This is a genomic window from Halolactibacillus sp. JCM 19043 (assembly GCF_001310395.1).
Lineage (GTDB): Bacteria > Bacillota > Bacilli > Bacillales > Amphibacillaceae > Halolactibacillus > Halolactibacillus miurensis.
This window is the reverse complement of the sequence record NZ_BAXD01000012.1, coordinates 47,188-70,551: the sequence shown is the minus strand read 5'-3', so window position 1 is coordinate 70,551 and position 23,364 is coordinate 47,188. Positions and strand designations below refer to the sequence as shown.

The 23,364-nt window shown below is 41.1% G+C and carries 10 protein-coding genes and 3 pseudogenes; 6 read left to right on the top strand and 7 right to left on the bottom strand.

From position 1 onward, the window contains the following. Positions 1-419: 419 nt before the first annotated feature. Entirely contained in the window at positions 420-602 is a 183-nt protein-coding gene (locus JCM19043_RS07845) for a cold-shock protein (RefSeq protein ID WP_062321466.1), read from the bottom strand. Positions 603-938: 336 nt separating this feature from the next. Here JCM19043_RS07845 and JCM19043_RS07840 point away from each other — a divergent pair. After that, positions 939-1,831: pseudogene (locus tag JCM19043_RS07840) on the top strand (aldo/keto reductase). Between the two features lie 57 nt (positions 1,832-1,888). On the opposite strand, the pseudogene glpK reads toward JCM19043_RS07840, so the two are convergent. After that, positions 1,889-3,390, bottom strand: a pseudogene (gene glpK / locus JCM19043_RS07835) (glycerol kinase GlpK). 691 nt (positions 3,391-4,081) lie between these two features. Here glpK and ppc point away from each other — a divergent pair. The 3 genes from ppc (at position 4,082) to JCM19043_RS07820 (ending at position 10,315) form a co-directional block, all read left to right on the top strand. Continuing rightward, positions 4,082-6,835 carry a phosphoenolpyruvate carboxylase gene (ppc, locus tag JCM19043_RS07830; protein ID WP_062321464.1) on the top strand — a complete coding sequence of 918 codons (2,754 nt, stop codon included), beginning with the start codon at positions 4,082-4,084 and terminating at the stop codon, positions 6,833-6,835. 423 nt (positions 6,836-7,258) lie between these two features. Further along, positions 7,259-9,124 (top strand): PTS fructose transporter subunit IIABC, encoded by a 1,866-nt coding sequence (locus tag JCM19043_RS07825; RefSeq protein ID WP_062321462.1) that lies wholly within the window; start codon positions 7,259-7,261, stop codon positions 9,122-9,124. Positions 9,125-9,310: 186 nt separating this feature from the next. After that, positions 9,311-10,315, top strand: a complete 1,005-nt coding sequence (locus tag JCM19043_RS07820; protein WP_062321460.1) for an EAL domain-containing protein — start codon at positions 9,311-9,313, stop codon at positions 10,313-10,315. A 249-nt stretch (positions 10,316-10,564) separates the two neighbouring features. Here JCM19043_RS07820 and JCM19043_RS07815 read toward each other — a convergent pair whose 3' ends face one another. From JCM19043_RS07815 to JCM19043_RS07795, 5 genes and pseudogenes are all read right to left on the bottom strand, one after another. Then, entirely contained in the window at positions 10,565-11,068 is a 504-nt protein-coding gene (locus tag JCM19043_RS07815) for an LPXTG cell wall anchor domain-containing protein (protein ID WP_062321459.1), read from the bottom strand. A gap of 2 nt (positions 11,069-11,070) precedes the next feature. Further along, on the bottom strand, positions 11,071-15,492 hold the full coding sequence (locus JCM19043_RS07810; RefSeq protein ID WP_062321456.1) for a LamG-like jellyroll fold domain-containing protein: 4,422 nt from the start codon (positions 15,490-15,492) through the stop codon (positions 11,071-11,073). Positions 15,493-15,912: 420 nt separating this feature from the next. Continuing rightward, positions 15,913-17,651, bottom strand: a pseudogene (locus JCM19043_RS07805) (phospho-sugar mutase). Positions 17,652-17,809: 158 nt separating this feature from the next. Continuing rightward, positions 17,810-19,873: a beta-galactosidase gene (locus JCM19043_RS07800; RefSeq protein ID WP_062321453.1), complete on the bottom strand. Its 2,064-nt coding sequence runs from the start codon at positions 19,871-19,873 to the stop codon at positions 17,810-17,812. A 131-nt stretch (positions 19,874-20,004) separates the two neighbouring features. Beyond that, positions 20,005-20,850 (bottom strand): AraC family transcriptional regulator, encoded by an 846-nt coding sequence (locus tag JCM19043_RS07795; protein WP_062321451.1) that lies wholly within the window; start codon positions 20,848-20,850, stop codon positions 20,005-20,007. A gap of 260 nt (positions 20,851-21,110) precedes the next feature. Between JCM19043_RS07795 and JCM19043_RS07790 the strand changes: the two genes are divergently transcribed. Both JCM19043_RS07790 and JCM19043_RS07785 read left to right on the top strand, forming a co-directional pair. After that, on the top strand, positions 21,111-22,070 hold the full coding sequence (locus JCM19043_RS07790; protein WP_062321449.1) for a ribose-phosphate pyrophosphokinase: 960 nt from the start codon (positions 21,111-21,113) through the stop codon (positions 22,068-22,070). Between the two features lie 268 nt (positions 22,071-22,338). Beyond that, positions 22,339-23,220, top strand: a complete 882-nt coding sequence (locus JCM19043_RS07785; RefSeq protein WP_062321448.1) for a DUF1295 domain-containing protein — start codon at positions 22,339-22,341, stop codon at positions 23,218-23,220. Positions 23,221-23,364: the final 144 nt, after the last annotated feature.

Sequence of the window (23,364 nt, the reverse complement as noted above, 5' to 3'; positions counted from 1 at the left end):
TTGATCTATTGTTTCTAAGCGATGATTTATCACCCCTAATTGATCATGAATCGCATGCAACATGGACATCATCTCATTTTCCATATTTCCACCACCTTTTAGAATGAATATGCTATATTATATCATTCTTTGTCATTTTTTCGGGCGTGTTTCGATGATATGTTAAGGTTTAAAAAAGAAAAGCATGTCATGTATTTTTATGTAGGAAATACGTGTAAAACAGCTATTTTTCCTAACCTTATACACTAACCTTACCGCAACAATCTCTGTCCCATAAACGGATAAGTAATCTCTTTAAAAAGTTTATCCATTTGACTTTACTATTCAGGTTTCAAAAAAGAAAACAGGTCACCATGTGACCTGCCCAAAAGAAAAAATATAAATAAGTACATGTAAGTTGATACCAACTTGATTCATCATTATGAAAGTTTTGGTAACGTACGCGTATCCTCTTTCATTTCTGATCCACATAACGGACAGGTCGGTTTTTCATCAAAGCTATAATCGAGACGCATGAAACCTTGACAATCATCATTTGTACATGACCAGACCTTTGTTTCTACTTGTTCGACTGGTTCACGACGGTTATTATAGTATGCCATTTACAGTTCCCCTTTCTTGGGTTTAACTTTCATTATACTCCTCTTTTCAGAATTATTCAAAAGGATATTTTTCCATACCATTAATTTCTAAATAAATAGATCTTTAGGTCGATGAAAAAACCATTGCGATATCTTATAATGAAAACGGTTACAATTTTGGAATAGATACTTCCTTTACGACCTAACTGAAGTTACACGTCAAGTGAAGTAGCGTATTTTTCAAATTAGATTGTCCCCCTTATTGGCACCCAATCACGTCATTGGGTGTATTTTTTTGCATCCGAATTCATTTTTCATTACACTTAGGTTGAATAGACTTTGGAGAGGAGAATGACTGTGAAATATCGTAAATTAGGTAGCACCTCACTCGATTTATCTGTCATTGGCGTTGGCACGTGGCAGTTTGGTGGTGAATGGGGAAAAGATTTTACCCAACAAGAAGTCGATGCGATTCTTCATACTGCGCAGGAAGAAGGCATCAATTTAATCGATACAGCCGAATGTTACGGCGATCATTTATCTGAACGCTTGATTGGTAATTATTTAAAACGTCATAACCGAGAAGATTGGGTGGTTGCCACAAAATTCGGCCATCATTTCCATGATAACTTTGAACGCACACGTCACGTAAAGGCAGATGAGGTATTAAAACAACTGGATGATTCTTTACTGTCACTTCAGACAGATTATATTGATTTATATCAATCACATTCACTTAAAGCCCATGAGTTTGATAATGACGACTTATGGACTCTATTAGATAAACAAAAAGAACGCGGTAAAATCAAACATATTGGCCTTTCACTGCAAAATGATCCAAGTGTGAATCAGGCGACAAAAGCAACATCTGTCGGAGCGGAAGCCCTTCAGCTTATTTATAACCGTTTAACTCGCGACGTGGAAGAAACGATCTTCCCGGTCGCAAAACAAGATAATCTTGGGATTTTAGCACGCGTACCACTCGCAAGCGGTTATTTAACTGGTAAATATAAACCGGGTGATCATTTCGGCGTGAATGATGTCCGGTCGCGTCATGATAAAGAAGAACAACGTCAAAAATTACTTGAAGTTGAACGCCTATTAAAAGAAGAAGTGCCTGAAGGAACAGACATGGCTACCTGGGCTCTTAGCTGGTGCTTAAAAAATGATTTAGTCACGACCGTTATTCCAGCTGTAAAACGCCTGAACAGGTAAGAAAAAATGCCAAAGCCGCAACATTAATCGATTAATCCATACAACCACAACAGGCAGCATACCATCTCAAAGTGGTGTGCTGCCTGTTAGCATTAATTTTCTTCTACTTTGAAGACACGTGTTGCTTCCACTGCTTTTTGCCAGCCATGATAGAGCTTTTGTCGCTCCATTGTTTCCATATGCGGATAAAAAGCTTTATCTTGTTTCCAGCGGGCTTTGATGGTGTCTTTATCTTTAAAGAATCCGGTATAAAGACCGGCTAAGTAAGCGGCCCCAAGGGCCGTTGTTTCATTATTCACTGGCCGTTCCACCGGTGCATCCATTAAGTCACTTTGAAACTGCATTAAGAAGTTATTCTTCACCGCTCCCCCGTCGACACGTAACGTATGTAACGTCACACCAGCATCTTTCATCATCGTATCGAGTACATCTTTTGTCTGGTAACAAATTGCTTCAAGTGTCGCCCGGATGACATGTTCTTTCGTTGTCCCTCGTGTAAGACCAAACATGGCTCCTCTCGCGTCACTATCCCAGTACGGTGTACCAAGACCAACAAAGGCCGGTACGACATAGACCCCGTCGGTTGAGGTTACTCGTGTCGCGTACGTTTCACTGTCACCTGTCTCATCAATCATTCTAAGACCATCCCGTAACCAACCAACAGCACTGCCACCGACAAAGATACTGCCTTCTAGTGCATACGTCACCTCACCATCTAGTCCCCAAGCAATGGTTGTCAAAAGTCCAGAATCCGAATGAACCGCTTCATGCCCCGTCGGCATCAACATAAAACAACCAGTACCATACGTATTTTTTACCATCCCTTTACTAAAGCACGCTTGACCGAAGAGCGCGGCTTGTTGGTCACCAGCGCATGCGGTAATGGCACAGTGTAACCGAAGAAATGATGACTCACTGTTTGGCCAAAATCACCAGACGTATCCCCTACCTCCGGCATCATATTGCGCGGAACGCCAAAGAGGTCTAATAGCTCAGCATCCCAGTCGAGTGTATGGATATTAAACAGCATCGTTCGCGAGGCGTTTGTGACATCGGTCTTATGGACTTTGCCACCGGTTAATTTATAAATTAACCACGTATCAATCGTCCCAAACATGAACGCTCCCTGCTTCGCTCGAAGTCTATCTGGGTCAACTTGGTCGAGAATCCATTTTACTTTAGTTCCTGAGAAATACGGATCAATCAAGAGTCCTGTTTTTTGTTGGATCATTGACCCAAACCCTTGTTGTCTTAAGTCCTGACAAATAGCTTCTGTTTGGCGCGATTGCCAAACGACCGCTTTATGGACAGGACGTCCGGTGTCTTTTTCCCAAATAACCGTTGTTTCACGTTGATTAGTAATACCAATCGTTTCAATCTCACTCGCATGTATATCTCCTAGTCGTAACACTTCTGCCATACATGATAAGACCGATGTCCAAATTTCATTCGCATCATGTTCTACCCAACCTGGTTCTTTAAAAAACTGTTCAAACTCACGCTGGCTCTTTGCGACAATTTCGCCTGCTTGATTCACTAAAAAAGCACGCGTACTCGTCGTTCCTTGGTCAATTGATAGAATATATCGTTTCATAATTCTCACCTTTCTACATATATATAGTTTTAAGTTACACATTTTTTCTTATCTAACACGCTTATCTCTTTCATTATACCTTGTTTGATCTATCTTTCGCACGCCCAAGCATACCCTTTTCACTAACACCCTATTATGTTTCGTTAGACACGCCGCTCGCTTCTAAAGGCAAAAAAGACAAAAAAATACCTGTACATCTAATGAAATCACTAATGATTTCTATGTACAGGCCAATACTTGCGAAGGGATGCAGCTCGCTTGCTACATGACTATCATAACCAATATTGTAAGCGTTATCAATAGTTTTTTAAAAAAAAATTTAACTTTTACTTTTTTTGTGCTTTCTGCCAATTAAATCGTTGATTCCTCAGTCATTTCTGTTTATTTCCTCCAAAAAAACACGCTTATTTTGATCACACATTTATCTTTTAACCTTTAAACAGACCCGCGTATGTTCTCTGTAAGGGATTGATAAGCAGGATTGTTGGTTTTTTTAATCTCATACATGTATGATAGCGGTTTATTTCTATTAAATTTACATACTTTTCAGTTATTTTGCAAAATCTTATGGTATGATAGAATATAGTTACCATATAAAGACGTGAGGTTAACAATTCACAAGCAGAGGAAATATGGTCTTCGTTGATCACTAAAGTGATAACAATATAAACTCTTGAAAGGAAGTGATTCAATGCATCAACAAAAAACTAATGGAAACACGACACTGAATCAAGACGTCGTGTATTTAAATGACATCCTTGATACGGTGCTGTTTAATGAAGGTGGAGAAGAATTACTAGAGACGGTGAAATATTTCCGTAAGCTTTCAAAAGCTCTAAGGGATGAAGCCTCTCCAAGTAACTTTGATCAACTCAATCAAGAAATTATGAAACTAGCACCTGAACTTAGAAATAAAGTCATTCGTGCTTTTAGTGTTAACCTTCAACTTTATAACATTGCTGAACAAAACTACCGCATCAGACGTCGTAGAGAATATCAAATGGAAGATGATACAATCATCCAACCACGTTCTCTTGAGGCTGGGGTGAATGAACTCTATAACCATGACATTACCATTGAGCAAGTAGAGAAAGCTTTAGAAGACTTATCGCTTGAGCTTGTCATTACTGCCCACCCTACCGAAGCGACACGCCGTACGATGTTACGGATTCACCAACGAATTGCTGATCTCTTAAAACAATGGGAATTTTCTTATACACGCTATGATAAGAAAGTGATCCAAGAGGAAATTGAAACAGAGATGACGATTCTTTGGCAAACAGCAGAGATTCGTGAGAAGAAACCATCTGTAATGAAAGAAGTGTCAAACGGGTTATATTTCTTTGATAAAGTCCTCTTTAATGTCTTACCAGTCTTACACCAAGACTTAGAAGATTTACTTTATGAAAAATATTCTCATCGCTTCCACGTACCTGCTTTCTTGCGCTTTGGTTCTTGGATTGGCGGGGACCGTGACGGTAACCCGAACGTCACCGCAAAAATTACTTATAAAACATTAAAAGAACAACGCGCACTTGTTTTAACAAAGTATATGGAGTCAATCGATAAGCTAAAAGAAAAACTGAGTCAATCGACGAAAAAGGTTGACGTGAGTGAAGATTTACTTGAATCGATTGAAAAAGATAAAGCTGAACTAAACTACCGTGGTTGGCATAAACAAGATGAAGTTTACCGCGTAAAACTTGGTATGGTGATGCGCAGACTAAGACTTACATCAGAAGACCAACCAGGTGCTTATATTGATGCCCATGCTTTAAGAGAAGATTTAATGTTAATCCAAGATTCCTTAGAGAATCATCATTCAAAAAGTAACCCGATTAAATTATTACGTCACATCATCCGCCAAGTACAACTGTTCGGTTTCCACTTAGCGACACTTGATGTCCGTAACCATAGCGGGGAACATGAAGCAACGATCACTGAAATCTTACGTCAAGTAGGTATTAGTGAAGATTATAAAGCCCTTTCTGAAGGTGAGAAGCAACATGTCTTAACTAAAGTCCTGCAAGACCCTCGTCCACTCATTTCAATCTATGATGAGTTTAGTGAATCATCTCAAGAGATGATTGAAACGTTTAGAACGATTAAGCTCGCAAAAGACACCTTCGGTGAGCGTGCGATTGAGGTCTACTTAATTAGTATGGCAGAAGCTGTGAGTGATGTTCTGGAAGTACTCGTGCTTGCTAAAGAGGTAGGTCTTTACCGCGTCTACCCTGACGGACATGTGAAAAGTCGTCTCCATGTTGCGCCGCTTCTAGAAACGATCGATGACTTAAAGAATGGTCCAACGATCATTAAAAGCTTATTTGATATTCCGTTGTACCGTAAGCACATTGAAGCTCGCGGAGACTCTCAAGAGATTATGTTAGGTTATTCTGATGGTTCTAAAGATGGCGGAAACTTAACCGCTAACTGGGAGCTATATAAAGCCCAAGAAGACATTCATTCCGTTGCTTCAAGCTACGGCGTGAAACTGAAGTTCTTCCATGGACGTGGAGGTTCTCTCGGTCGTGGGGGCGGTCCACTTTACTCTAGTCTCTTGTCCCAACCACCGATTACACTTGGTGATGGTGTGAAGATTACCGAACAAGGCGAAGTGCTTTCTTCTCGTTATTTAATTCCTGACATTGCTTATCGTTCACTTGAACAAGCAACAAGTGTCTTACTGTCATCGATTGCTGGGATAAGACAAACAGAGAAGCATCGTGAGATGCCATCTGATGAAGCGAAAGATGCGATGGCGTTTATTTCTGAAGTATCACTGAAGAAGTACCAAGACCTTGTCTTTAATGATGATCAGTTCTTATCGTACTTTAACCAAGGGACACCACTGAACGAACTAGGTGCCTTAAATATTGGTTCTCGTCCAATGAAACGTAAAGGTAGTAACCGATTTGAAGATTTACGTGCCATCCCGTGGGTATTTGCGTGGACACAATCACGTCAACTCATTCCGGCTTGGTATGCAGCTGGTACTGGTTTAAAAGCGTACTTAGATGAAACAGGCAACATTCAACTGTTACGTGAAATGTACCAACAATGGCCATTTTTCCGTGCGACCATCAACAACTTACAAATGGCGCTCACAAAAGCTGATTTAGAAATTGCCGATGCTTATACTGATATGATTGATGACCAAGAGATGGCGGTCAGAATCTTTAATGATATCCGTGATGAACATAAAATAACGAAAGACATGGTCTTACAAATCGCCCAACAAGATGATTTAATGGATCACCAACCAAATATTAAAGAATCTGTCCGTTTACGTAACCCACTCGTTGATCCGCTGAACTTAATACAAGTGCAACTTGTGAGTCGCTTACGTCAAGTCGAAGAAGACTCAGAAGAGTTCAATGAACTCCTTGGCGAAGTCCTATTAACCATTAACGGTATTGCCGCTGGTTTACGTAACACCGGTTGATCAAACATAATTAACGAATCTCCTCGTCAAATACGAGGAGATTTTTTCATTATATGCATCATTTACAATCATAATGCTTCACATTCAATCATCGCCTTTTTCTTTTTTTAGTTTATGGCCTTTCAAACGCCCTTCTTTCCTTCAATTACAACAGACATCACTACTTCCCATTCACCATCAGACTGACTTTCCCCTTCACATATCGCTGTAGATATTCACCCGAAGCAATATTTCCGCCGCTAACCGCTTATAAAATCGTTAAAATCACACGTTTTTGAACTTATTTGATTTTTTTTGATTTAAAATGATAGAAAATGATTGATTTTTGTAAGCGTTTCAGTTATGATGAATCTATAGTAAGACACACGCACTTTTATCTTTTATTTTTACAGTACAAGACTTTATTTTCAGGAGGGGTAACACATGAAAATCACTGAATTGTTGACAAAAGACACAATTTTACTGGACATGTCCGCAACATCCAAAGCCACCGCGATTGACGAACTGGTTGAGGTATTGTTATCAGCAGGAAAAGTCAATGACAAGCATCAGTTTAGAGAAGACATTCTCGCACGCGAAGCCCATACCTCAACAGGGATTGGTGATGGGATTGCGATTCCACATGCGAAGTCTAAGGCCGTCAAAACACCAGCGATTGCCTTCGGTCGGAGTCAGTCAGGGGTCGATTACGACGCGCTTGACGGAAAAGACAGTCACTTGTTCTTTATGATTGCCGCACCTGTTGGGGCAAACAATGAACACCTTGATACATTAGCCCGACTATCGAGTATGTTGATGGATGAAAGTTTCCGTGAAGGAATATTAACAGCTTCTTCTAAAGAAGAAGTCTTAAACTTAATCGATCAAAAAGAAGCTGAACGCGAGGAAGGTGAATCACAGATGAGTCACTCAACGAAACGCATACTAGCTGTAACCGGTTGTCCAACCGGTATTGCCCACACCTATATGGCCGCCGATGCCTTAAAGGCAAAAGCGAAAGACTTAGGTGTTGATATCAAAGTCGAAACACGTGGGTCTGGTGGGGCGAAAAATGTCTTAACCGATGAAGATATTGCCTCAGCCGATGCGATTATTATTGCGGCTGATACAAATGTTGACCAAGAGCGGTTTAGCGGAAAAGTACTCATTCAAGCAGGTGTTACCGACGGGATTCGTCGTCCTGAACAACTGATTAACGACGCGCTCAAATCTGATGCACCTGTTTACCGCGGCAGTGGTAACCGATCGACTAGCGCAAGTAGTGGCAAACAAAAGAATGCTTTCTATCGTCACTTAATGAACGGTGTGAGTCATATGTTGCCGTTTGTTGTCGGGGGCGGGATTTTAATCGCCCTTGGCTTTATGTTTGGGATTGAGGCACACGTGGAAGGTCATGAAACGTACAATGAATTTGCCCGGGCGCTTAATACGATTGGTGGCGGAAATGCTTTCGGTCTGATGATTCCGGTATTGGCTGGATTTATTGCGATGAGTATCGCTGACCGGCCTGGACTCGCCCCTGGTATGGTTGGTGGCTTTATGGCAGCTCAAGGGACAAGTGGTTTCCTTGGTGGTTTAATTGCTGGTTTTATGGCAGGTTACATTGTCGTACTGTTAAAGAAATTGTTTGCCAATATCCCACAATCACTTGATGGGATTAAAACGATTCTGATTTATCCATTACTCGGCATTTTCACAACCGGGATCATTATGTTTTATGTTATTGAACAACCGGTTGGTGCCTTTAATACGGCCTTAGGTGATTGGTTACAATCACTTGGGACTGGTAACGCGATTTTACTCGGTTTAATTCTTGGTGGTATGATGGCCGTTGATATGGGTGGTCCGATTAACAAAGCAGCCTATACGTTTGGTATTGCGATGATCGCAGAAGGATTCTTAACACCACATGCGGCGATTATGGCGGGTGGTATGGTGCCACCACTTGGTATTGCGCTTGCGACATTTGTCTTTAGAAATCGTTTTACTAAAGAAGAACGTGATGCTGGTGTGTCTAACATTATTATGGGGGCAAGCTTTATCACTGAAGGCGCGATTCCATTCGCGGCAGCTGACCCGGGACGCGTGATTCCTTCGCTTGTTGTTGGTTCAGCAGTATCTGGCGCCTTATCCATGTTCTTTGAGATTGGTCTTCCTGCACCTCACGGTGGGATCTTCGTTATTCCACTCGTGGAAGGTAGTGCCCTGATGTATATTGTCTCTATCTTAATTGGAGCTGTCATCTCAGCCATGATGCTCGGTCTATTAAAGAAACCAATCAAAGCCTAACGATTGTAACATCACGTTTATATTGATAGACAAGAGGTCTTAAATAAGCTTTCTTCTCTATGATTTAAGCACGTAACCAAGCCGCGGTTACGTGCTATTTTTATGCGTTTTTTATACATTGATTCATTTAATATGGTACAATAAGGCTAGTCATGATTATCGAAAATTTAGAAGGAGGACACTTTCATGCCCTGTCCCCACTGTACGATCGTTGGACATAAGATTACCTTTTCACTTGATCGTGAACGAATTGACTTAATAAAAAATCATTTCACCCAACACAACTTCCCGATGGATATAGAGGAGGATCAACTAACGACCCACGAACAAGGCGCACGTGAATTAGTCGACTTTCTTTTGGCTATGGACTTAGCGACTGATGTTACATTTAAAATCAATAGCTATGACTGGTTACCACTAAGCGACTTTAAAGATTATCAAGACGCCTCATGGGTTGATGAATTGTTGTTTGAACCGTTCATTCAGATGCATTTCCAACCGATTATTAAGTCTAACGGGGAGATTTTTGCTTATGAGATGTTGTCGCGCTTTGTCGATCGCCAAGGTAAGAAAATATTTCCGGATGTGATGTTTCCTGCCGCAAAAACACGGGGACGGACCTTTGCCTTAGACCGTATTTGTCGCATTAATGCCGTTCGACATGTGAAACGCTTATTGCCGAACCAAAAAGGCTTTATCAACTTCATTCCAACCGCCATCTATTTACCTGAATTTTGTTTAAAAACAACGACAGATCTTGCCCATGCGCTTGATATTGATAGCTCTCGATTTGTGTTTGAAGTCGTTGAGACAGAACAAGTAAAAGATACGGCTCACCTTCAATCAATCCTTAAGTACTATCAAGATAATGGTTTTCAATATGCGTTAGATGATGTCGGAAGTGGTTACAATACGCTGAACTTTTTAAAAGAATTAAAACCACCCTATATCAAACTTGATCTCACCTTCGTTCGCGATGTCAACCGAGATCTTGACAAACAACGGATTGCAAAAGAAATTCTAAAGATGCGTGACCAATTCGACGCGATGGCGCTAGCAGAGGGCGTTGAAACAATAGAAGAATTCAACTGGCTCAAACAAGCCGGCTTTGATTTATTCCAAGGCTACTTATTCGGTAAGCCAGAAAGCGAGCCACTCACAACCCCATCGATTGATTTAACTTCTCTTTAACTCACAAAGAGCCCGAGATATGATTGTCTCGGGCCCTTTCTTTTTTAAAATCTGTTCCTAAGGCGCTTGCTTTCATGCTTGAAAGACGACTGTTTGTCGCTTTCATTTGTGGAAGAAAGTTGTTTAAAAAGGTAAAACAAAAAACAAACCTCTTACATTTGGCCGATTCATTAGCCAAAATGAGAGGTTTGTTTCTAGTTTGTATCCGTCATTTGTCTGTGCATTTTATTTTTTTAATGCTTTTTTATCTCACAAATGAAACTGTCGACGATACATTAGCCATCCACCCGCAAGTAATACACACCAGAACCCAAAATACATGAAGAGATACATCGTTGTAGCCGTCTCCGGTAACGCTTCATGATTACCTTCTTCTTCTGATTGGTTATCTTCGTGCGAATCTTCATCAGGCGAAGCTGATTCATCCGTTGGATCATCCTCTGGTGTTGCTTGATCGGATTCGTGATCTTCCTCTTTATCTGCGTCCGCTTGATCATCTGGATTGTCAGTGTCGTCATCGACTACATCGTCATCTGATTCCTCTGGTGGCGTCATATCATCGTTATCGTCTGCCACTAGTTGTTCGATTAAACCGTAGCTACTAAAATGCTTCACATGCATGATAACTTCACCTGTTGTTTGATCCACGGATATAATATCTGCATTGTGGTCAAATACCATCGCGTTATCATCATTGACATAAAGAATATTTAAACGGGTCCAATCGGATACTTTAGTCGGGTCGATCTTCATCTTTAGTGTAATCCCTTCTTCACTAAAGTCAATCGCTTGATCATCCCTGATAAAACAAAACGGGTAAAACGACTGATAACGTGATAGGCGTCTTGATCAATCATTGCCGACAAGCTATCGGTGATATCTTCCATTGTCAGTGTGACTTGGCCGTGATTTTTTAAGGCACTGACCGGGATACTGACGGTTAACTGTTCTGATGTTAATTCAATATGCCCTGAATCGTCTAATTCGGTTACAAGTGTTTCAGTAAATGTAACCTTACCATTTGGTAAGTCTAGTTGATACACAGCTGTTTCATCGTCCGATATGACGCGATCAAAACCTGCGACGGCATCGACAAGCACTGGCGTCATCTCATCTGAGTCATCCTCATCTTCTGAATCAGGGTTACCTTCTGATTCGTCCTCGTCTCCTGACCCGACCACGACCTCATCAAACTCAGGCCCCGCTTTTATAAGAGGATGAGTCGTATCATAATAATCCGAAATTGCTTCATCATCTAACGCCTGTCCATTATAAATGATGACGTCATCGATATAGCCTTTATATGGTGAATCCCAGTAGTTGACCCCAAGACCAAATGTCGCTTCATTTGTCTGAAAGACATCCGGGAAATCATTACCTTCATAAACTTTTTCACCATCAATATAGATTTGAACATGACCAAAACTAACGGTAAATGTTACCTGTGACCAGGCGTTGACCGGGATCATAAAATCGAGTTCTGCGTCATACCACGTTGTCCCAGACCACAGCTTCGTTTTCCCATTACCATGTGAGCCGCCAGGTAAAAAGGAAAGCCAGCGCTCAGCCGTATCTGCCGCAAAAAAGGCGGAAGTAAAATCAACAAGGGTCTCTGGTTTTAACCAAAAAGAGACGGTGTATTCTTTCTCTGTGATCAGCCCTTTCCCTAGGTTCACACCTGAATCTCCGTCAAAGTAAAGCGCACGCCCTTCTCCTGCTTCTACAAATGTCGCGGTCTCTCCTGGTTGGTCCAGGCGCTCTTTTGTCGGGGTAACACTCGTAAAGTTGCCGTAACTATCTTGTAAATGGTCATTAAAACTAAAGTGAGCGCTCGGTGTTACGTCTGGTAAGGTTGTACTGACTTCCGGCACCTCACCTTGGTAAAGGTCCTTCACATCTTGATCCGATACCGTATAGGACTGGTAAATAACAAGTTCATCCATCCAGCCTTTAAACGCTGAATCAAATGGATTGACACCGAGATAGATAGTAAGCGCCTCGCCATTAACAACCGAATTAAAGTTATTAAAGCTCGTCTTCTTTTTACCGTCAATGTAAATATGTCCTTTACCGTATTCATTTGTTAGGACGACATGACGCCACTCACCTGGTGTGGCTACTTCATTCGTTATCCCATCAAACCATTTTTCTGTCGGGGTGGTGACTCTTGACCAAACTAAAATCTCATCATTCCACCCTTTTGGATTAACGGTGAACCAATGATCCGCATCACGCATAACAAAAAGTGACGGGGTAAAGTTTGTGGTCACTTCAGGGTTAAACCAAAAACTAATCGAGTAATGGTTATCTGTTAGTAACCCTTCCGGTAACACTAAACCTGATTGCCCATCAAAGTAAGCCGCTTCGTTTTTTTGTCCTGCTTCAAACGAGATACTCCCCTCATTCGTTTCATCATCATGTGGGGTGTCATCTGTCACAATTGCCGCATCGAATTGACCGGTTTCATCGTCTAAATGACCGTCAAAACTAAAGTGTGCTTGTAAGGTTGGTTGTTTTAGACTCCTCACGACGATATCAAATGTCTTTGTTTTAACAACATCATTTAACGTGACAGTTGCTTCAAGTGTGACAACTGTATCCGCTTCACCAATCACCGGACGTGTCACCGTCCCGTCTGAACTAATAACGGCAGCATTTGACGATGCCCAAGTAATCATCGCCCCTTTGGTCCCCGTTGTTGGTAAGGTCACGTTTGAAATCGTCTCACGTGGTAAATCAAGCGCTAATAACGTTTCTGTTACACTCTCTTCGTCTGTAAGAGCACTCGCTGGATGCATGATGCCCCATAACGATTCCCCGTTTTCACTTAACGCCGTAAACGTCGTCAGCCACTGGGCGCTCGTTTCATCCCATTGCGTTAAGACGACACCTTTTGCTGTTAGTTCCTGTGTATCAATCGTTAAGTAAGCGCCGTCCAATGACCATGTACCCGTAAGCGTACCGGTTACCGTATAATCATCATGAAGTTCAATCAATGTTGATTCAACGATCTCGACTGCATTGTTTTTACCGTGATTCAAATATTTATATGTGCCCACAATTTCCTCTACACTGATTGATGTGTCTAATACTTCCCCAGCATAACGCAGAGGCGCCATTACACGCCAACTATCTTCATTATTAAAGAGTTGGTGCACACGCAGTTCATGTTGCTCACCACGATTCGGGAAACGCGTATGAAACACATTAAATTGTTGATTGGTCGCCTGATCGGTATAGATGGAATTATGTCCCGGTGACACATACCCATACCCTGTTCCTTCACCCGTCTCACCTGTCTCACGCGTAAATAAAAAGTTTCCTGTGAGTTTGTTTCCATACGCTGCATTACCGACACCCACGGGTAACACCGCAGGTTCACCTGCTTTATCTACATAAGGACCGGTAGGGTTTTCGGAACGGAATTGCCGCATATGATAAGCACCATCTGCGCCTAACCAACCGTACGTGACATATAAGTAATAATAACCATCATTAGCATTATACTCGACATAAGGACCTTCACCAGACTTCGTATAACCACCTGAGATTTTCGTTCCGAAATAACGGTCAATCATTCGACCATCCGCGGTTGTTCCATCCTCTCCTGGATGAATCACTTTCCCGGTTGTTTGATCTACTTCTAGCATAAAGATGCCGCCTGACCACGAACCGTACGTCATCCATAGGTTGCCATCCGCATCATAAAAGAGGTTCGCATCAATCGCATTGGTAAAAAGCGTGTTCTTGTAGCCACCAGAACTATTAAACCAACCGTCTCTTACCCCACTGATGACGCCTTGTTCAATCAGTTCAGGGATATTTGTTCCGTCTACATGTTTATTGATCTCACTCTTATCATCATACGCTTCTTTATCAGTGAAGCCTGAATAAATAAGCGTATCCACATGTTCATACGGTCCTTCAATTGTCTTTGATACGGCATAGCCAATCACAGAACGAATATAAGTAGAAGAAGCACTATAATAGATCATATAAGCACCCGTTGTGCCATCTTCCCACTGATAATCTTTATTGAAGAACGCCTCCGGTGCCCATACTGCATAACCGCCAGCACTATCGGCATCATCTTCACCTGCCCATAAGAACGCTTCAGCTAAATTCTCACTTAAGTCCCCGTACAAAGCATTACCCGGTGTTTGATAGCCGTTAGTAAACGTCTCCCAGTTCATTAAATCAGTTGATTTAGCTGCTTCGCCGTGCGTCCCGAACGCATAGAAATAACCATCACTAGCGATAATGGATGGGTCATGCACACTGACATTCGTAAATGTTGGGACGTTTTGTTTTTCTGGTAATGACGGTATGTCCTCATTTGATATAGTGACATCACCCGGTTGTTCCGGCGTCTCTTCTGGTTCTTCTATACTATCATGACCAAAGCTAGGCGCGGTTGTTGCATAATACGATTGAATCATTGACTCGGTCACGTTCGTGCCATCATAGAATACCAACTCATCCATTAATCCATGATAATAAGCATCTGGAAAGGGATTAAATCCGAGTAAAAATTCATTGTGTCTCCCCGTAAATAAGTCGGGTATACCTGACATTGTTCCTATTGCTTCACCATTAACATAGACGGTTGTGACACCACTATCTGATGCGATAAAGAAGTGATTCCATTCATCATGGTTAAGCTCTGGTAAAGGCTGATAGTGATAACTAGCTGGTAAAGGATCTGTTTCACCTACTTGAAAAATGTACTCACCCTTACCACCAATGGCTGGCGACAAGCCCATTCGTGATAGACCCATGCCTGCATAAAAAGCACTCGTGTAATCAGAAATCTCACCGGTTTGCTTAAGCCAGAAGCCTACGCTATAAGTATCTGATGTAAGCAAATTATCCGGCAGCTTGATCCCGGTTGTGCCGTCAAATCGTACAGATTGATTCACCCCATTCTCCTCATACGTGAATGTATAATCTGATTGTTCTCCCCATTCCGACACACCCTCTTCATAACGTGTCCAAGCTGTGCCTGTTTTTTGACTATCGGTTTGATCGGCTAAATTCCCATCAAACGGGAAATAAGCCGTCGGTGAGACGGTTTGTCCACCCTCTTCATCTGGTACTGTCGTTTCTGCGATTAACCTTAAAGTTGACGTTGGAAGCAACAAAGAGATAATTAAAATCATCGACATTAAACGCTTCATCTAACATTCCTCCTGTGAGTGATCTATACGTATAAGAAAATGAGAACACACACTAAAAAAATCCAGCTCCTTTCCTCGATAGTTCAATCGTTTTAATCAAGTCGATTCGAGTAGTAAGCGTTTTCATTTTACTTAATTATACGTACATAATTATAATTATAATATACTCTATAAAAGTTATCAGTACAAGTTGTTTAGCATTTATACAAGTTCAATCAATATTAATATAAACATCAATATGACATATGTATAATACAATAACATTTACTTTTTAGTTAACAAAAGTGACAATCATTGATCCATCCTAAGATACCCAGCCACAGATGTATGTCCATGTCTGAAATCGATAAAAAAACAACCTACTAAACACTGCTTATGCAGCTTAGTAGGTTGTTTAAAAGTTATTTATTGCTCAATAACTTAGGCGGTCACAAACGCGTCCACTCTTTTCATGACGGCTTGTTCAATCGCATTGAGTTTTGATTTTGTTTCAAGTTCTGCTTTACCAGTCACACCGAAATAAAACTTCACTTTCGGCTCTGTACCAGATGGACGCACACAGAACCAAGACCCATCATTTAAGAAATATTTCAATACGTTTGATTTTGGTAGATCAATCGTAGACGCTTGATCTGTTTTTACTTCTTTTCGTTGACTTGTCTGATAATCTTCAATCGCCGCAACAGTAAACTCACTTACCTCAGTAGGAGGTGTTTCTCTAAAATCACGGATTAATGCGTCAATTTTTTCAGAGCCTTCTTTACCTTTTAACGTGAGTGATCGCAGTGATTCATAGTAAAAACCATACTTTTCAAATAGTGCTTCTAGCCCTTGGTAAAGCGTCTTACCTTGTTGTTTATAGTAAGCAGCGACTTCAGCCGCTAGCATCGCTGCTTGGACGGCATCTTTATCACGGACAAAGTCACCAACTAAATAGCCATAGCTTTCTTCATAACCGAATAAGAATTCACGCTCATCTGATTCAAAGTTATAAATTTGTTCACCAATAAATTTAAAACCTGTTAAGGTATCGATTGTCGTTAGTCCATGATATTCAGCAATATCACGGCCAATTTCACTCGTGACGATTGTTTTTAACACCGTTAAGTTTTTATTGAAATGGTTCGTTTTCTTTTTCGCTTCAATTAAGTAATCAAGCATTAGCGCACCGACTTGGTTACCCGTTAAGACGACAAACTCACCGTCATTATTTTTAGTCGCCACACCCACACGGTCAGCATCTGGATCCGTTCCTATTAAAATATCCGCATCCGTTTCCATTCCTTGTTTAATAGCTAAAGTGAACGCTTCACTTTCTTCTGGGTTAGGTGATTTTACGGTACTAAACATTGGATCAGGTAATTCTTGTTCTTTTACGACATCAACATGGGTAAAGCCCATATTTTGAAGCGCTTCTCTAACCGGTAAATTACCTGTCCCGTGAAGAGGTGTGAAAATAATTTTCAATTCATCCTGGACAGATGCAATCATATCTTTATCTTGTACAATCGATAATAAAGCCGCTTGATAAGCACGGTCAATATTTTCTCCTACCATCTCAATCAAGTTTGCTGCCTTCAGTTCCGCTTCGTTACCTGCTGAAATCGTTAGTTCATTTTCAACCGCATTTACTTCAGCAACGATTTGTTCTGCCTCATCAAGTAACACTTGGCATCCCTGGTCGTTGTAACTTTAAAACCGTTATATTCTGGTGGATTATGACTGGCAGTTACCATGATGCCGCTAAAGCAATTGAGATGACGTACCGCATACGATAACTCTGGTGTTGGTCTGAGTGCATCAAACACATAAGCCTTAATCCCGTGGGTTGCGAGTACTTTTGCTGCTTCCATAGAAAATTCCGGCGATTTAAACCGTGAATCATAAGCAATCACGACGCCGCGTTTTTTCGCTTCTTCACCATTTTTCTCAATGTAGTTACTTAAACCTTTCGCCGCTTTACGGATTGTATAAATATTTAAGCGATTCGTTCCTGGTCCTAATTCCCCGCGCATACCGCCGGTACCAAATTCAAGGTTTTTGTAGAAACTGTCTTCTAACTTCTTCTCATCATCTTTCATTTCATCTAACTGTTGTTTTAATTCTGCGTCAAGCTGTTCTGCTTGTAGCCATTTTTCATAAGCTTGTTTATAGCTCATTTGTTTCGCCCCCTAAACAATTGATAGTGCTTACACGTCTTTATTATACCAGAAATAGCTAACTTGTGAATAAAAAAACGAAAAGAGTTACCGATAAGGTAAATTCTTTTCGTTTTTACTTTATTTGATGATCAACATGCATGATTGTTCGTGTTTTTTTACTTTTCTTGTTTCAATACCGCAACACCAAATGGTGCGAGGTTTAAGTTGTCTGTTACTGTTTCATCCGTCAACAGCTCCACATACGCTTGGTCGAGTCTGACTGTCACCGCAGTAGGGTTAAAGTTCATCACAAAAATATAAGCCGCTTCATTACTTTCACGTTTACTTACCTGAACACCCTCAGGTAGCTCACCTGAAAAAGCAGGTGTGATATTCAGTCTATCGATTAACGACCGGTAAAAATCTTGTTGGAACCTAAGCTCAAATCGAGCCGCTTGATAATAAGCTTGACCTTCACCGAGCGTATTAACCGTCAGTGCTGGGTAGCCTTGGTAAAAGTCTTGATCATACGTCATCAACGTAGCTGCTGTTTCAGTATGGGCCAGGTCACATAATTCTTTAATGCGATATGTGCCATTTAAAGCTAACGCATTACCGACTAGTGTCGTAGCAGCATTGTATTCCCCGTCACTTAACGCATCGATTTCTTCTGACCAAATACCTAACGTCGTTCTTAGTGGTCCTGGGAACCCGCCTAAATGGGTCAAGTCTGTTTCATTCACAATCCCTGACCAGTAAGTGGAGACAAATGTGCCACCCTTTCTTACATAGTCTTCAATTTTCTCACCGACTCCACTTCGAACCATATACAACATCGGAGCAACAACGAGTGTATAAGGCGATAAATCACGTTCTTCGCTAATCACGTCAACATTAATGCCAAGCGCGTGTAAAGCACGGTAATGTTCTAATACAGTTTCCTCATAGTGGACGCCGATATTACGCGGACCTTGACTGTCGTTAATAGCCCAGCGGTTTTCCGTATCAAAAATAAGCGCCACTTTCGCATGAATCCGTGTGCCAACCACTTCTTTTAAAGCTTCAAGTGAGTGGCCCACTTCCGTCACTTCTTTAAACACACGGGTATGTTCATGACCCACGTGGTCAACGACCGCCCCGTGGAATTTTTCACTGGATCCTCTACTTTTACGCCACTGGAAATATTGGACCGAATCAGACCCATGGGCGACTGCTTGAAGTGAACTTAAGTGATGCATGCCTGGCTTCTTTAGCTTACTAATGTCTTGCCAGTTCGTTAGACTCGGTGTAGATTCCATTAATAAGAACGGTTTCCCATCTTTTAATGACCGGAACCAATCATGATTCATTGCCGTATAGCTCGCCACCGTTAAATCATCTTTAGCCTCGTGCCAAGTAGGATAAGAATCCCATGACACGATATCTAAATCATCTTTAAATCGGTCATAGTTTAAGCCATCAAATAATTCCATAAAGTTTGCGGTGACTGGAATCTCTGGATTTTTCGCCTTAAGCGGTTTGACTTCATGACGATAAAAATCTAGCGTTTGATCGGTGACAAATCGCTTCCAATCAAGATTTTGGCCGTGGACAAAGGTTTCGCCGTGCGGCGCTGGTGATTCGACTTGAGTAAATGATGTATACGTATGACTCCAAAACGTTGTCCACCATGCTTCGTTCAACTGATCAAGTGTGCTATATTTTTCTTCAACCCACTCGCGGAAGGCTTGTTGGCAATAATCGCAATGACAATCGCCACCATACTCATTGGAAATATGCCAGCCTAACACTGCCGGGTGGTTGCTATAGCGTTCTGCTAACTTTGTATTCATGATCGTTGTTTTCTCGCGGTACACAGGTGAGGTGTAACAATGATTATGACGCATGCCGTGTAAGTTACGCTTACGGTGTTCGTTTACCCGCAACACTTCTGGATATTTTTCTGACATCCACGTTGGACGAGCACCGGTCGGTGTCGCTAAAAAGACGGACACGCCATTGTCGTATAACCGGTTAATCACTTCATCTAACCACTCAAAATCAAATACCCCTTCTGTCGGTTCTAATTTAGCCCATGAGAAAATCCCGACCGACATGACATTGACTTTTGCTTGTTTCATTAAGCGTAAATCTTCCTCAAATATTTGCGGATCATGGGCCCATTGTTCTGGGTTATAATCCGCCCCGTGTAACATCACAGGTTTTTTTGTTACTGATTGACACATATTATTCACCTTCATTTTCTTATATAATTAACTCATTGACAAAACGTCAGTTATTCCGTTCACTTTTAGTATAAAGCGCTTCCTAACTGATTAATAGGGGGAAAATAATCTACTCAAGGTTCAGATTATTAAACTTTTTCATCCCATTAATCTTTTTTGTGTGTATCACGGTACTGTTTCGGTGTCATCCCCGTCTTCGTTTTAAAGGTTGAGACAAAATGACTGACCGCATTATAACCGACCATCTCGGCAATTTCTCTTAACGTGAGCGTGACATCCGTCAATAAGAGTCGTTTGGCTTCACGCATGCGCAGTTGAACTAAAAAGGCATACGGACTAAGACCGAAGGTCTCGTGAAATAACTTATTGATATGTTGCGGACTTAAATGCGCATGGGCACTCATTTCTTGCAGGCCGATATTGTCCTGGAAGTGCGCTTCTAAAAAGTCAACAATTGGCCTGACCCGGCTAAACGATTGATTCTTTGTTAGAGCTGATTCAATCTCTCCGTATTGTTTAATGGTCATTAAAATGTCATACATATAACTCGAGCGAATAAAACTTTCACTGATCGTCTCTTCATGTTGATCCTTTAAAAAGCGAAACACGCGGTCAATACTTGTTTTAAAGACACCGGGAGTCTTTTCTTGATAAACGGCCGCTTGATTCATGGCAAGTACGTCTAAAATTTTATCAACAGCTTCACCACCAAACGTTGCATACACGGTTGACCACGTCTCTGTTTTATCATAATTCGGATGATAACTATGCGCTGTATACGGCGGCAGCAACAACCCTTCTCCTGGTTTTAGCGTAATCGTTTGATCGATACACGTAATGACCCCTTCACCTTCAATTGTTTGAAGCCAGTGATAGTAGGGGTAACCTTCCGGGCGTTCAAAGTCCAGTTCTTTCGGGTTATACCCAATCGAATCTAGATAAATCGGTACGTTATGATGATCGGTATACGTATACCTAATTTTCTTCTCCATCGTTCACATCCTCATCCCTCTATTAGGTTGACCCATACTGTCTATTTTTTAAATTTTGCTAGATGGGGGTCACATAGATGCCCCTTATGTTCTTAGTATAACTTATTAAGTTATTTTAACAAAGACCTTTGGCTCTAATCGCTTGTTTCAACACCATTTGACCATTAATTCGATAATCTTCTTAAAACAGCCTAGTCAAACGTGTGAATATGTTTTAAAATAGACATGTTAAAGACCGAAACATAAAGGGAGCGAATGTGGTGACAAATAATCAATTGAAAGATGAAGTAAAAGTATTTAGTTTAAGTTCAAATAAGCCATTAGCTGAGGCGATTGTTAAAGAACTAGGCATTGACTTAGGGGATTGCACAATTAAGACGTTCAGCGACGGCGAAATACAAATCAATATTGAGGAAACCGTACGTGGATACGATACTTACATCATTCAATCTACTAATGATCCGTCGGATCAGCATTTAATGGAAACGTTAATTATGTTAGATGCCTTTAAGCGCGCATCAGCCAAAACCATTAACGTTGTTATGCCTTACTTTGGTTACGCGAGACAAGACCGTAAAACGCGCTCACGTGAACCGATTACCGCTAAATTGATTGCTGATTTAATCGAAAAAGCAGGCGCTACTCGTGTAATGGCGATGGATTTACATGCGACACAAGTACAAGGCTTTTTCGATATTCCAGTGGACCACTTAAATGGGCAACCGATTTTAGCTGATTATTTTATTGAGAAAAACTTAGAAGATGTCGTTGTCGTGGCACCGGATCATGGCAGTGTTAAACGTGCGCGCTCATTTGCGGAAAGACTCAACGCACCAATTGCGATTCTTGACCGCCGTGGACCACGTGACACAGTTGAACATGGTCACTTATCGGTCGTAGGTGACGTTGAAAACCAAACGTGTATCCTAATTGATGACATTGTCGATACTGGCCGACGCATTTCTACTGGCGCTGAAGTCCTGATCAAAACAGGCGCAAAAGAAGTCTATGCGACCTGTACGCATGCTGTTCTATCAGGTATTGCCAAACAAAATATTGAGTTGTCTCCGATTAAAGAACTCGTTGCAACAGATACGATTAATATCTCAGAAGACAAACGCTTTGATAAACTAACCGTTCTTTCAACCGCTGAACTATTCGCCGAAGCGATTCGTCGCGTACACTTTGAAGAACCTGTTAGTCCATTATTTAATTACTAATTCATTTTAAGAGAAGATGCCCCAGCATCTTCTCTTTATTTAACTATATTGTAAGCGCTCTATTATTTGTTTGTATGTTTATTTTTTTATTCTTGTCCAACTTTTTTATCGCCCACCACTTAAGCCGTCGCACACGTCTCAATAATACAATTATATCCAAAATGTTATATATGATTTCTTTACTTTTTCATACTGAGAATCCTTTTTGTTCTTATTTTATCGCTTTCATGTTAGAATGACATTAAGACATAATACGAGGAGAGATTACATGGACAAGAAACGTTTAATTATTTATCCGCTATTATTTTTAATTACCCTCGCCATTGCCACCCTTGGCTTTACTCGCTTTGGTTTCGATGGTCTGATTCTACCGATGGGGGTTACCTATCTCTATTTCACAATGATCTTCCTCATTGCGACCGCTATTAAAAACAACTCCATCGTTGATATCGGTTGGGGTATGGGTTTTGTGATTGGAAGTTGGGTAACATTACTTACGACAGAGTCTCCCACAACGTTATCTTATATCGTCGTTGCTTTTATCACATTCTGGGGCTTAAGGCTAAGTATTAGATTGTTACGTCGTAACTACGGGAAACCTGAAGATTTCCGCTATCGTCAGTGGCGCGAGGAATGGGGAGACAATGTTGTCCTGATTGCCTTCTTCCGGGTATTCATGGTTCAAGGCATTATTAATTTCGTCGTTGGCTCTGCCGGTTACGCGGTTATAAAATATAATACGTTTGATTTTACTGGTGTTGGTCAGTGGCTTGTTTATATTGGCTTAGCCATTGCTTTTACCGGACTATTCTTTGAAGTTGTTGGCGATGAACAGTTACGTCAACATATTAAAAAGGGCACACGGACGTTGTTACAGTCTGGCCTTTGGTCAGTGACCCGACACCCGAACTATTTCGGCGAGATTCTCATTTGGATTGGCCTTTACATCGCTGGTCTGTCCATGCTTGTGGCGGATGAGATTTCCGTTATCTTCTATGTTTCACTCATTCTTTCACCTGTGATTATGAGTACGGTTCTAATTAAAATCTCGACACCGCTCCTAGAAAAAAACATGGAAAAATATGATGGCTGGGAAGACTATAAAAAACGCGTACCAATGATTTTCCCTTGGGGGAAAACGGACGCTTAAATACGATGACAACAGATGACGGTCACAGTGCCGTCATCTTTTTTTGTCTACCTTCGTCTGTTTATAATGCGGGAACATTAACGACATAATACCTTGCCTATTTTTTCACATTTTAAACAGGTTACTTTTTTGCTTGAAAATCAG